11 protein-coding genes are annotated in these 12,344 nt (G+C 67.9%); 3 read left to right on the top strand and 8 right to left on the bottom strand.

What is annotated here, in order from left to right; all coding sequences use genetic code 11:
- The first annotated feature begins 18 nt into the window (after window positions 1-18).
- Complete coding sequence (locus tag PT015_RS18115) at window positions 19-1,089, top strand: acyl-CoA dehydrogenase family protein (RefSeq protein WP_285186288.1); 1,071 nt, start codon at window positions 19-21, stop codon at window positions 1,087-1,089.
- A gap of 30 nt (window positions 1,090-1,119) precedes the next feature.
- Complete coding sequence (locus PT015_RS18110; protein WP_285186287.1) at window positions 1,120-2,004, top strand: formate/nitrite transporter family protein; 885 nt, start codon at window positions 1,120-1,122, stop codon at window positions 2,002-2,004.
- Between the two features lies 1 nt (window position 2,005).
- Here PT015_RS18110 and PT015_RS18105 read toward each other — a convergent pair whose 3' ends face one another.
- Genes PT015_RS18105 through PT015_RS18075 form a run of 7 tightly spaced genes read right to left on the bottom strand, consistent with a single transcriptional unit; the run spans window position 2,006 to window position 10,077 of the window.
- Window positions 2,006-3,601 carry an AMP-binding protein gene (locus tag PT015_RS18105; RefSeq protein ID WP_285186285.1) on the bottom strand — a complete coding sequence of 532 codons (1,596 nt, stop codon included), beginning with the start codon at window positions 3,599-3,601 and terminating at the stop codon, window positions 2,006-2,008.
- Entirely contained in the window at window positions 3,598-5,793 is a 2,196-nt protein-coding gene (locus PT015_RS18100) for an acyl-CoA dehydrogenase (RefSeq protein WP_285186284.1), read from the bottom strand. Before PT015_RS18100 ends, PT015_RS18105 begins: the two co-directional genes overlap by 4 nt.
- Window positions 5,790-6,644, bottom strand: coding sequence for an alpha/beta fold hydrolase (locus tag PT015_RS18095; RefSeq protein WP_285186283.1), 855 nt, complete (start codon window positions 6,642-6,644; stop codon window positions 5,790-5,792). The genes PT015_RS18100 and PT015_RS18095 overlap by 4 nt, the downstream gene beginning before the upstream one ends.
- Complete coding sequence (locus PT015_RS18090) at window positions 6,641-7,522, bottom strand: SDR family oxidoreductase (protein ID WP_285186282.1); 882 nt, start codon at window positions 7,520-7,522, stop codon at window positions 6,641-6,643. The genes PT015_RS18095 and PT015_RS18090 overlap by 4 nt, the downstream gene beginning before the upstream one ends.
- A gap of 32 nt (window positions 7,523-7,554) precedes the next feature.
- On the bottom strand, window positions 7,555-7,986 hold the full coding sequence (locus tag PT015_RS18085; protein WP_285186281.1) for a type II toxin-antitoxin system Rv0910 family toxin: 432 nt from the start codon (window positions 7,984-7,986) through the stop codon (window positions 7,555-7,557).
- 18 nt (window positions 7,987-8,004) lie between these two features.
- On the bottom strand, window positions 8,005-9,213 hold the full coding sequence (locus PT015_RS18080; protein ID WP_285186280.1) for a lipid-transfer protein: 1,209 nt from the start codon (window positions 9,211-9,213) through the stop codon (window positions 8,005-8,007).
- 12 nt (window positions 9,214-9,225) lie between these two features.
- Entirely contained in the window at window positions 9,226-10,077 is an 852-nt protein-coding gene (locus PT015_RS18075; protein ID WP_285186278.1) for a MaoC/PaaZ C-terminal domain-containing protein, read from the bottom strand.
- Between the two features lie 93 nt (window positions 10,078-10,170).
- Here PT015_RS18075 and PT015_RS18070 point away from each other — a divergent pair, with 93 nt between their 5' ends.
- Window positions 10,171-11,205, top strand: coding sequence for an AraC family transcriptional regulator (locus PT015_RS18070; protein ID WP_285186277.1), 1,035 nt, complete (start codon window positions 10,171-10,173; stop codon window positions 11,203-11,205).
- Here PT015_RS18070 and PT015_RS18065 read toward each other — a convergent pair.
- Window positions 11,190-12,308 (bottom strand): CaiB/BaiF CoA transferase family protein, encoded by a 1,119-nt coding sequence (locus PT015_RS18065; protein ID WP_285191162.1) that lies wholly within the window; start codon window positions 12,306-12,308, stop codon window positions 11,190-11,192. The genes PT015_RS18070 and PT015_RS18065 overlap by 16 nt on opposite strands.
- Window positions 12,309-12,344: the final 36 nt, after the last annotated feature.

The raw sequence follows: 12,344 nt of genomic DNA, 5'->3' as shown, positions 1-12,344 counted from the left end.
CCCGACTCGAGGACGCAGATGACCACCGAACTCGACCACGTGCGACCGGTACCCGTCGCGCGCGACATCGTCGACCAGATTGCCGACAGTGCAACAGATCTCGATGAGGGCGCGCGCAACACCAGGGACAACCTCGCGCTCCTCGCACACAGCGGGCTGCTCGGGCTCGGCGCCCCCGACAATCACGACCACGCGCTGCCTAAGATGGCCGCGGTCATCGCCGAGCTGGCGGGCCACTGTTTGTCGACCGCGTTCTCGGTGTGGGCGCACCGCATGACGCTCGAGTATCTGACCGCCGCGGGCACGCCGTGGTCGCTCGACGCCGCAACCGCCCTGACCGGAGTCGGCGCGCTGGGCGTCACGGGGATGGCCTCGGCGTTCAAAGATGCGGCCGGCTGCGGATCGATCGAGGTGTCCGCGACTCCGGTGGGTGGCGGATTCCGCCTCGACGGCACCCTGCGTTGGGCGAGCAATCTGTATCCAGACTCGATCATGGTGACCGCGGCGCAGACCGAGTCGGGCGACAAGATCGTTGTCGGGCTGCCCTTGGCCGCCGAAGGGGTCACGATCGGGGACCATTTCGAGCTGCTCGCATTGGGGAGCACGGCCTCGTCGTCGGTCAAGCTCGACGGTGTCTACGTCGGTGACGACCGGGTCCTCAGTCGCGACATTGCACCCTTCCTGGCCGACGTGCGTCCGACGTTCCTGGTGCTGCAGTCCGCGATGTGTGTCGGCCTGGCGCGCCGCTGCCTCGACGAAGTGGAGCCCAGCCTCAGCGGCGTCAACTCGGCGTTTGCCGTCGAATTCGACGATTTGACAGCGGAACTGGCCGATATCGAGGCACAGGTCGACGCCTATGCCGCCGCTGTGGGTGGTCCCGGAACGCCAGCCAAGCACGACCTGCTGACGCTACGACTGGCCGCGGCCGACACCGTCAGCGCGGCGGCGGCCCTGGAGATCCGGACCGCGGGCGGCAAGGGCTACGCGCGGCGCACAGACGCGGGCCGTCGTTTTCGCGAGGCCGCGTTCATTCCGGTGCAATCCCCGTCAGAGGCCCAGCTCCGCTGGGAACTGCGAACCGGCCGCTGAATTTCACACGACTTCTCCTGGGAGACAACCATGTCCGTACCAACCCTGACCGTCAACGGCGCCGCATCATCGACAGCGGCAGCACCGGTCGACGGTCACCGGGACCCGCTCGAACTGTTCACGATCGCAGAGATGACGCATCGGGTTGCCGACTCCGCGGTCGAAAAAGCCTCGCATCCGCTGAGTTTCCTGGTCCGCTCGCTGGTCGGCGGCGCCATGGTCGCGTTCGGTGTGTTGCTCTCGCTGGTGGTCAGCACCGGGGTGTCGACGCCGGGTATCGCGAGCCTGCTGATGGGCTTGGCGTTCGGCATGTCGTTTGCGCTGATCCTGGTGTCGGGCATGTCCTTGATCACCGCCGACATGGCCGCGGGAGCGATCGCGGTGCTGCAACGCCGCTTGACAGTGGCTGGATATCTGCGGCTACTCGCGATCGGGATGCTCGGAAACTGTGCGGGCGCTCTGGCTTTCGTCACGGTGTGCGCTGCGGCGGGCGGGCCGTACCTTGGTGCGTTCGCGCAACGTGCCGCCGTGGTGGCTGCGGCCAAGACCTCGCAGCCGACGTTGACCGCGATCCTGCTGGCGGTGGTGTGCACGTGGTTCCTGCAGACCTCGATGTGCCTGTTCTTCAAGGCCCGCACCGACATCGCCCGCATGGGGTTCGCGTTCTACGGCCCGTTCGCATTTGTCAGCGGGGCCACCCAGCACGTCATCGCGAACGTCGGCTTTCTCGGGTTACCGCTGCTGCTTTCGGCGTTTCACAACGAGGCGCCCCACACGGCGCTGACGTGGGGCCTGGGTGCCCACGGACTGTTGACCAACATCCTGATCACCACGGTGGGCAACCTGATCGGTGGCACGCTGTTCGTCGCGGTGCCGTTCTATCTCGTCACCGCGCTGCAGGACAAGGGCCGCTAGCTCACGGGGTCGGCAGCGACCTCTTCAGCACCTTCCCAGTTGGGTTGCGCGGCAACGCATCGACGAACACCACGTCGCGGGGCACCTTGAACCGGGCGAGGTTGGCCCGGACGAAGTCCTTGACGTCCTGTTCGGCAAGCTCCACCCCGGCGCGGAGCGCGACGAAAGCCCTTAGCCGCTGGCCATATTCGTCGTCGGGAACGCCGATCACCGCCGCCTCGCGGACGTGGGCGTGGGAAGCCAGCACGTCCTCGACTTCGCCGGGAAAGACATTCTCGCCGCCGGAGACGATCATGTCGTCGTCGCGGCCGTCGATGAACAGCAACCCGCGCTCGTCGAAATGACCGACGTCGCCGGAGGCGACCAACCCGTCGATGCTGTCCTTGGTGCCACCGCCGGTGTAGCCCTGGAAGCGAAAACCGTTGCCCACGAATATCCGGCCGACGCTGCCCGTGGGCTGCTCCCTTCCGTCCTCACCGATGATGCGGACGGTCGCACTGCGGACCACCGAGCCGACGCAGCCCGGTTCGGCGGCCAGCTCGTCGGGTGTCGCGATGGTGGCGTAGTTGACCTCGGTCGACCCGTAGAGGTTGTACAGGACCGGGCCGAAACCCCGGGTCGCCCGGATGCATAGCGCCGAGCCGAGCTGAGATCCCGCGACGAAGATGATGCGCAGCGCCGACAGGTCGCGGTGGGCTCGTGGCGTGGCGTCGGCATCGAGCAACCGGGCGAGCATCACCGGTGCCACGATCATCGCGGTCACCCGATGCGTCGCAACGCTTTCCAGCGTCGCCACGGCGTCGAACTTCCGGCGAACCACGAGGGTGGAACCCAATCCGACCGCCAGCATCGCGTGTGCGAAACCGAGCGCGTGGAACATCGGCACACAGCATTCCGTCGCCTCGCGACCGCGGAACGGCACCTTGCCGAACAGCCCGCCGAAGGGCGTGAGCGAACGCGGATCGGAGCGTGTGGCCCCTTTGGGAGTTCCGGTGGTGCCGCTGGTCAGGATGACGATTTTCGAGTGCGCCGCCGGTCTGGGTGGCAGCCGGGTGTCACCACCGTCGATCAAGGCATCGAGGCGATCGGATTCGGCGTCGTCAGCCCAGGCGCGCCAGGTGCCGAACGCGAACGCGATATCCGTTGCGGTGTCGGTGTATTCATCGTCATGCACGAGCAGATCGATGCCTTCACGGGCCGCGACCTCACGGATCTGTGGGTTCGCGAAGTCGGTGTTGAGCATCACGATCCGCGCGCCGCACTTCGCCGCGGCGAACGCCGCGTCCAGCAGACCGCGGTGATTTCGGGCGAGGATACCGACCGTGTGATGGGCGCGCAGGCCCTGCGCACGCCAGCCGTTGGCCACGGCGTTGGAGCGGCGGTCCAACTCGGCGAAGGTCAGCGTGCCACGCTCGTCGATCAGGCCGGGCCGCGTGCCGTGTCGCAGCGCGGCGATCCGGATGATGCCGCCGACCGGTCCGAACCTGTTGGCCGCCAGCGCAATTGCCGCCAACCGGTGCGGCGGATCGGCGCCGAGCAGCCCCGCGCGCACGCAGGCGCGGGCCGAGGCCAGTTCGGCACAGATCCGGTCGATCACGCCGCGGGTTCCGGTTCGCGGGGCAGACCGAGCACCCGCTCCCCGATCACATTCAGCTGAATTTCACTGGTGCCGCCGTACACCGTCATGGCTCGCGATGACACGGTCTTCTCGATCCAGTTGCACGACAACTGATCCGCTTCTTCGTAAACACCCGCGGCACCGAGCTCGGCGTGGCAGAAGTCGGCGATCCGCTGACCGAACCTCATCGACAGGTACTTCGAGATGTTGGGCGCGGCACCGGGATCCACCCCGCGTAGCTGTGCCAGCAGCGTCCGGCCGTTCATCGTGGCGATGGTGTGGTTCTCGGCGACGAGTTCGCCCAGCGTCGCGGCCGGCACCTCGCGCTTGTTCGCGAAGTCCAACAGGTCGTCGATGTTGGCGTTGATCGGCAGGCCCTTGCCGAGCGCGACCCTCTCGTTGCCGAGCGTCCCCCGAGCCACCTGCCAGCCGTCGTCGACGGCACCCACCACGCCGGAGTCGGGCACGAACACGTCGTCGAAGAAGATCTCCGAGAACAGGCTGCCACCGCTGGCCTCGCGCAGCGGGTTGACGGTGATGCCCTGGGTCGTCATGTCGACGACGAAGTATGTGATGCCCCGATGTTTCGGCGCGGTGGGGTTGGTGCGGGCCAGCAGTACACCCCACTCCGCCGCGAATCCCAGTGACGTCCAGATTTTTTGGCCGTTGACCACCCAACCGCCGTCGACCTTGACCGCCTCGGTGCGCAGCGCCGCAAGGTCGGAGCCCGCCTCCGGCTCGCTGAACATCTGGCACCAGAACACATCTCCCCGCAGCGTCGGCGCCAACAGGTCGCGGTGTTGCTCCTCGGTGCCGTGTACGGCGACCGACGGCATCAGCCACGTCGCCAGCCCCAGCTCGGGGGTGACCAGCCCGGCCCGCTCGAGTTCCTCGGCGATCACCACCTGCTCCACGGGGCCCGCGCCTCGGCCGAACGGCGGAGCCAGGAACGGCATCACCCATCCGCCATCGCCCAGGCGGGCCAATTGCTCGTCCTCCTCCAGGCCGACGAGCTCGGCCAGTTCGGACCGGACCGAATCCCGGTACTGCTCGGCGACATCGGGGAGTTCGTAGTCGAACGGTCGGCGGGCGCCGGCCAGTGCCGCGTCGGCCACCGCGGCGGCGGCGTCCCGGCTACGACCGAGCAAGGCGCGCACCGTGATCGCGCGGCGGTAGTACAGGTGTGCGTCGTGTTCCCAGGTGTAGCCGATACCTCCGAGTACCTGCATGCAGTCGCGCGCCGCCGCGACCGCGGCGTCGGGAGCGACAAGGCGCGCGACCGCTGCGGCGAAGCCGGCCGTGTCGTCGCCCGCGTCGTAGGCCCGGGCGGCGTCCCAGACGGCGGCGCGCGCCTGTTCCAGACCAACAGCGGCCGAGGCGCAGCGATGCTTGACGCCCTGGAATTGACCAATGGGCCTGCCGAATTGAACGCGCAGCTGCGCATACTCCGAGGCCGTCGAAACGCACCACGACGCCAGACCGACCGCTTCCGCGCCCAGCACAATGGCGGCGATGTCGGCGATCCTGGCGGCGTCGACGTCGGCCAGCAGGCGATCGTCGGGCACGGTGACGTCGGTCGCGGTCACCGTCGGGGTGGCCCGGGTGACGTCGACAGCGGTCGTGGTGGACACCGTGAGCTCAGTGCTATCCATTGCGACATAACGCCGTTGGCCGTCGACGTGCACGGGGACAACGATGACGTCGGCCAGACCGGCGCCCAGCACGGGTGTCTTCCCGTTGACCGTCACTGCCCCCGTCGCGTCCACGCTCCCCGTCAGGCCGTCGGCAAAACCCACAGCGCCGCAATGGGTCCCGTCGACGAGTTGCGGGAGCAGGGCGGTAGCGGCCTTGCCGTCGTCGGCGGTCAACGCGGCCGAGCACAACACCGTCGAGACGAGCGGTCCGGGCGCACAGGTGCGGCCCAGCGCCTCGAGTGCTACCGCGAGTTCGAGCAGCCCGGCGCCTTGGCCGCCGTGGTTCTCGTCGACGTGCAGGCCCAGCACGCCCTGCTCGGCGAGCGCGGCCCAATACTGCGGACGCACCTCGTCGGACTCGACCGCACCGCGGCGAAGATCCGCGGTCAGCCAGCGGTCGGCGAATTTGGCCACCGAGGTGGAGAGGTCAATGTGGTCGGCGGTCAGCCCGAGGCCGAGCCGATAGTCGATGCTCATCCCGAATTCCTTTGTTGCAGTGTACTGTCGGCGAGCCTGATGGCCAGCCTGGTGACGTCGTCCGGCGCATCTAGCTGCGGGCAGTGCCCGGCGCGTGGCAAGACGACGAGGGTGCTACCCGGAAGTTGGTCGCGCAGCCGCTTGCTGGCGTCCAGCGAGACGATGCGATCCCGCCGGCCATGGATCACGGTGACCGGACAGCTGACCGTGCCGATTCGCTGATGGGTCGACACCTCGGCCGCGTACGCGATCGCGGCACGCATCAACCGACGTGTCGAGGCCGGGTCGCCGAGTTGCGCGGTCAGCAGGTCGACCATCGCACGGTCGGCCTGCTTGCGGTCGCCGTACATCAGCAAACCGCCGATGGTGTTGGCGGCCTGCCTGCGCACCCGGGCCGGCACTGGCACGCCGGCCAGCGCGACCAGCGGCCGCAGATTGCCCGCTGCGCCGACCCGGATCGCCGGTGTCCAGCCGAATCCCGCTGCGCACAACGGAAGAGCGGCCCGCACCGGCAGCCCGGCCGCCGCAGCGCGCACCGCCATCAGCCCACCGAGCGAGTTACCCATGACCGTCACCGGTTCGTGGCTGCCGTGCTGGTTGATCACGTCGGCGACGAAGGCGTCCAGCTGCGGGAGCTTTCGGCCGCGCCGGGCATCGTCGGCCTGGCCGAAGCCAGGCAGGTCGACGGCCACCGCCGACCTGCCCGCTTTCGCCAATCGCTGCAGTACGGGCCGCCAACAGTCGGAAGGGTGGCCAAAACCGTGCAGCAGCAAAAACTTCGGGCCATTCCCCTCGACCGTCAGCTCGCGGGTGGCATACCCGGCGTACCGCGATCGGTGACTGTCGATCACTTGGCCCAGTGCTCGAGCTGACCCGGCAGGTCGTCGAGCACCCACGGCCCGTCGACTTCGACGTTCTCGGTGATCGTCCAGCCCTGCAGCCGCGACACCGCACCACCCTGCACCGCCAGCACCTGCCCCGTCAGCGGGCACTTCTCGCTGGCGAGATACGCGACGATCGGCGACACGTTGTCCGGGCTGAAGGCGTCGAACTCACCCTCGGGGACCTCTTCGGCGAAGATCGCGCCCATCCCCGGCGTGGCCAGCGTCAGACGGGTACGGGCAACCGGCGCAATGGCATTCACACGGACGCCGTAGCGCTCCAACTCCTCGGCGGCCACCAACGTCATCGCGGCGATGCCCGCCTTGGCCGCACCGTAGTTGGCCTGGCCGGGGATCACCGAGAAGGTGCCCGAGGCCGACGCCGTGTTGATGACGGCGGCGTTCGGCTGGTTGCCCGCCTTGGACTGCTCCTTCCAATACGCCGCCGCGTGGTGCAGCACGTTGAAGTGGCCCTTGAGGTGGACGCCCATCACGATGTCCCAGTGCGCTTCGGTCATGCCGGGCACGAACGCGTCACGCAGGATGCCCGCGTTGTTGACGACGATGTCCAACCCACCGAACTCGCGCACGGCCTGCTCGACAATGCCCGCCGCGGAATCGAATTCGGACACGCTGTCGGTATTGGCAACGGCCTGACCGCCGGCAGCGATGATCTCGTCGACCACCTGCTGGGCAGGTCCCGCGTCGGAGCCCTCCCCCGCGTTGGAGCCGCCTAGGTCATTGACGACGACCTTGGCGCCTTCCGCAGCCAGCAGCAAAGCGTGCGAGCGGCCGATGCCACGCCCGGCGCCGGTGACGATCGCCACCCGGTTCTCAAGTGAACCCATGGTTCTCCCTCGTAACTCGTTGACCGGTGGTCTTATTCGACGATCGCGGCGAGCTTGTCCAGCGACGCGTCGAGTTCCTTCTTAGCGGCGCGCTCGATCGCCTTGCCAATCGCACCGACCATCATCTGGCTGACGAAGTCAGCGCGGGCGGCCATCGAGGTGGTGTCGCCGTCTGCGTCGACCGACAACGTCAGGCTGACCTTGGCGCCGGCCATGCCGGTGCCGCTCATCGTCACCAGCTTCGGCGGGTTGTACTCGTCGACATTGAGGGTGATGGCGTTCGCCATGCCCATGATGGTCAGCACGGCCGTCATCTGCGCATCCTGCGAAAGAGAGTCGGGCACATCGCTTTTCCACTTGGTGAACAGCGTGTTCCACTCTTCCCACCGCTTCAGGTCGGTGGCGACTTCCCAGACCTTCTCGAACGGTGCATTGATGGTGCGGTTGACGTCGGTTCCTGCCATGATCTCTCTCCTTTGTTCTCAGCGGTTGGCTGGTCGGTAAGCGGTGACCACGGCGGAGCCGCCGAGGCCGATGTTGTGCTGCAACGCAATTCGGGCGCCGCCAACCTGACGGCCCTCGGCGTCACCGCGCAGCTGCCAGGTCAACTCGGCGCACTGCGCCAGGCCGGTCGCACCGAGCGGGTGCCCCTTCGAGATCAGCCCGCCGGAGGGGTTGACCACCCAGCGGCCGCCGTATGTCGTGTCGCCGTCGTCGACCAGGTGGTGCGCCTCACCTTCGGGGCACAGTCCCAGCGCCTCGTAGGTGAGCAGCTCGTTGGGCGCGAAGCAGTCGTGCAGCTCGATGACGTCGACATCCTCGGCCGAGATCTCGGCCTGCTGGTAAACCCGTTGCGCCGCAGTGCGGCTCATATCGGCGCCGACCAGAGTGGCGAGGCTCTTCGACTCGAACGTGCCGGGCGTGTCGGTCACCAGCGCCTGGCCGACGATCTCCACCGCCCGGTCACCGAGGCCGTGCTCGTCGACGAAACGCTCGGACGCCAGCACCGCAGCACCGGACCCGTCCGAGGTCGGCGAGCACATCGACCGGGTCAGCTCGGCGGCCGGGTAGATCATCTTGTCGGCCTTGATCTGGTCCTCGGTGTACTCGTCCTGGAACTGGGCGTACGGGTTCTTCGCCGAGTGCCGGTGATTCTTGGCCGCGATCTTGACGAAGTGGTCGACCGTCGACCCGTACTTCTTGTTGTGCTCGATGCCGGCGGCACCGAACATCCACGGCGCGGGCGGGAAGTACAGCTCCTCGAGTTCGGCCATCGCCAGCAGGTGGCGCTGCATCGGCTGCTCGCGGTCGTCGTAGCTGGTGGCCAGCGATCCCGGCTTCATCTTCTCGAAGCCCAGCGCCAGCGTGCAGTCGGCCATGCCGCCGCGGATCGCCTGCGCGGCAAGGAAAAGCGCGCTCGATCCGGTCGAACAGTTGCTGTTGACGTTGAATACCGGGATGCCGGTCAGACCCAGTTCGTAGACGGCGCGGTGCCCCGAGCACGACTCGCCGTAGCAGAACCCGGTGTAGGCCTGCTCGACCGTGTCGAACGCGATGCCCGCGTCGTTGAGCGCGTTGGTGCCGGATTCCCGGGCCATGTCCGGGTAGTCCCAGTCCTCGCGGCGCCCAGGCTTCTCGAACTTCGTCATGCCGACGCCAACGACGAAGACCTTGTGTGCGTTCTTACTCATTCGTTGCTGCTCCTAGTTGAATTCGGCCAGGCCGTCGGTGATGACGAACTTGTCGGGCTTCTCGTCGCCGGCAGTTTCGAACCGGTACGTGCCATCCGGTGCGTGCCAGGCGGAGGTGGTGATGGTCTCGGCGGGGAACGCCGGCTTCGACATCCGTACCGCGAGGCGCTTCAGCCTGGCCGGGTCGTCCGGGCAGACGTTGCTGATCAGGGCGTGCGAGGTGAAGGCGATGGTGCACAGGCCGTGAATGATGATGCCCGGCAACCCCATTTGCTTGGCGAAGTCGTCGTCGAGGTGGATCGGCATCGGGTCGCCGGAAGCCTCGGAGTAACGGAACGTCTGGTCGTCGTCGTACTTCGCGGTCACGGTGAAGTCCGGCTGCTCGGTGCGCAGCTCCGCAGGAAAGGCGTGCTCCGGGGCCTTCACCCCGACCGTGCCGTCGAACGACCCGCCGCGGAAGAACCCGATGAAGTACTGCTCGTTGACGAGATCGCCGGTGCTGTCGCGGGTTTCGATCAGCGTCGTCACGACCACTCCGGAGTCCTTGCCCTGGATGCCGATCGGCTTGGCGCGAACGGTCAGCGCATCGCCCGGTTCGATCGGCCGGTAGATACGGAAGTCGTGCTCGCCGTGCAGGATTCGCAGCATCAGGTCGTCGGGGACCACCGACAGCGTCGCGTCGGCCATCATGATCGTCACCGGCACCACCGCGAACACCGGCGGCGCATAGACGCCTTCGAGGTGCGCGGCCACCGGGTCGTTGGTGGCACGGGCGTAGGCGACGCATTGATCGCGGTCGACCTTGAATTCCAGTTCGTCGCCCCAGACGTCGAGGCGGTCGAGGTTGAAGCCTTCCGATTCCATACCTGACGACGCTATGGATTCGTCCGCCTCGTCACGATGACCGGACCTCTCGCATTCATTGACCCGAACGCTCGACCCGGTAGTTTCGGTGCCGTGACTGCACCGGGTGCCCGCCGATCGAGTGGTTCGTCGCGCCCCGGCTACACCGTCCCGATCCGGCGGGTGCAGGCGTTTGTCGGCATCGGCCTGCGCAAGGGGTGGGACATCGAGGGAATGATGCACGCCGCGGGCATCTCCCCGATGCTGCTCGCGGAGGAACGTGCCCGCGTGACCACGGATCAGATCGCGACGCTAGTCCAGGCGCTGTGGACGACCACCGAGGACGAGTTGCTCGGCCTCGGCGCCGCCCCGATGCCGCGTGGAACGTTCCGGCTGCTGAGCTACGGGCTGCTGTCCTCGCCCGACGTCGCCACGGCGATGGAGCGGTTCAACCAGTTCAGCCGCGCGTTGCCGGCCGTGCCGACCGGGGGCATCACGGTGGACGACGGGTTGGTGCGGGTCGTGGTGGACCTGAGCCAGATCGACCAGCCGCTCGACCTGCTGATCGACGCGCTGCTGGCGACGGCGCACCGCTTCCTGGGCTGGGCGATCGGACGCAAGGTCCCGCTGCACCACATCGAGGTGCCGTACTCGCGGCCCGACGACGTCGACGACTACGACCTGATCTTCGGCGCGCCGGTGCTGTTCGACGCCGCGTCGGCGGCGCTGGTCTGTAGCGCGGACGTGCTGACCGCGCCGCTGGTCCGCTCCGAGGCAGAACTCGACGACTTCATCCGCAATTCACCGGGCGACCTGCTGGCCCGCCGCGACTACGGCACCTCGCTGGCCGACCAGGTCCGCAACATGATCAAACCCGGCCGCCAGGAACAACTTCCGAGCATGGACGACATCGCGGCGCGGCTGGCGATGAGCCCGCAGACGGTCCGCCGAAAGCTGCGCGAGGAGGACACGTCGCTGCGGGAGATCCGCGACGACATTTTGCGCGACGCGGCGATCGCGTCGCTGTCACGGGGCGACGAGACCGTCGCGGCCTTGTCCGAGCGGCTCGGCTTCTCCGAGCCGAGCGCGTTCACCCGGGCGTTTCGTCGCTGGACGGGCAGCCCGCCCGGCTCCTATCGGCCGGAGTGAGCCGGTTCAACACCCCACGCGGACAACAGCTCTCGTGCGGAGTTGTCGTCCTTCGCGTGCGGCCTGGGAACGGGTAGCGGCGTGCGGCTGAACCTCGGGGCCGGCGCGGGCTGGCGCAGGCCGTCCACTTCGACGAACGTGCTGCGGGCCTGGTTGTGCGGATGTTCGTGAGCTTCCCAGGGCGACAGCACCGGCGTGACGCACGCATCGGACTCGGCGAACAGCTCCGCCCACTCGTCGCGGGTGCGCTCCTTGAAGCGGGTGCCGATCGCGTCGCGCAACTCGGTCCAGCCCGTCTTGTCCAACTGGAACGGCAACTCGGGGTCGTCGATGCCGAGCAGGGCGAGCATCTGCATGAAGAACGGCAACTCGACGCAGCCCACCGCGACGAACAACCCGTCGGCGCATTCGTAGGTGTCGTAGAACGGCGCGGCGCCGTCGAGCATGTTCTCGCCACGGGGCTCGTTCCACAGCCCGACGTCGTGCAGACCGTGCATGAATGCGGTGTAGAGCGCCGATCCGTCGAGCATCGCCGCGTCGATGACCTGACCGCGTCCGGACTGCGCGCGCTCGTACAGCGCGGCGATCACGCCGAGCGCGAGAAGCATTCCGCCACCGGCGAAGTCACCGATGATGTTGCCCGGGGGCAGCGGGCGCTCGCCGGCCCGGCCGATCAGGTCGAGCGTGCCGGCGACCGCGATGTAGTTGATGTCATGGCCGGCCGTCGGGGCCAGCGGGCCGTCCTGCCCCCACCCGGTCATCCGGCCGTAGATGAGCCTCGGGTTGCGCGCGATCAGCTCGTCGGGACCGATGCCGAGCCGTTCGGCGACCCCAGGCCGGAAGCCCTCGACGAAGACGTCGGCCTGAGCGACAACCCTGTGCAGGGTGGCGAGATCGGCCGGGTCCTTGACGTTCAGCGACAGGCTCTGCTTGCCGCGGTCCAGCGGACCGTCGGGCGGGATGAGACCCTCACCGCCGGGTCCGCCGCGCTCGATGCGCAGCACCTCGGCGCCGAGGTCGGCCAGCACCATGCACCCGAATGGGGCAGGCGCCAGCCCCGCCATCTCGACAACGCGCACACCCTGCAGTGGTCCCATGGGGATCGACGTTAAGGCGCGCGCGGCCGCGGTGCAGTGGCC

It is taken from the genome of Candidatus Mycobacterium wuenschmannii (assembly GCF_030252325.1).
Taxonomy (GTDB): Bacteria; Actinomycetota; Actinomycetes; order Mycobacteriales; family Mycobacteriaceae; genus Mycobacterium; species Mycobacterium wuenschmannii.
Note: the sequence above shows the minus strand (reverse complement) of the source record. Positions and strands in the feature narration are given on the sequence as shown.

What these genes read in the sequence shown, in the direction of transcription:
- PT015_RS18115 (WP_285186288.1), top strand. Translation starts at nt 19, where the DNA reads ATGACCACCGAACTCGACCACGTGCGACCGGTACCCGTCGCGCGCGAC.
- PT015_RS18110 (WP_285186287.1), top strand. Translation starts at nt 1,120, where the DNA reads ATGTCCGTACCAACCCTGACCGTCAACGGCGCCGCATCATCGACAGCG.
- PT015_RS18100 (WP_285186284.1), bottom strand. Translation starts at nt 5,793, where the DNA reads ATGAGCATCGACTATCGGCTCGGCCTCGGGCTGACCGCCGACCACATT.
- PT015_RS18090 (WP_285186282.1), bottom strand. Translation starts at nt 7,522, where the DNA reads ATGGGTTCACTTGAGAACCGGGTGGCGATCGTCACCGGCGCCGGGCGT.
- PT015_RS18085 (WP_285186281.1), bottom strand. Translation starts at nt 7,986, where the DNA reads ATGGCAGGAACCGACGTCAACCGCACCATCAATGCACCGTTCGAGAAG.
- PT015_RS18080 (WP_285186280.1), bottom strand. Translation starts at nt 9,213, where the DNA reads ATGAGTAAGAACGCACACAAGGTCTTCGTCGTTGGCGTCGGCATGACG.
- PT015_RS18075 (WP_285186278.1), bottom strand. Translation starts at nt 10,077, where the DNA reads ATGGAATCGGAAGGCTTCAACCTCGACCGCCTCGACGTCTGGGGCGAC.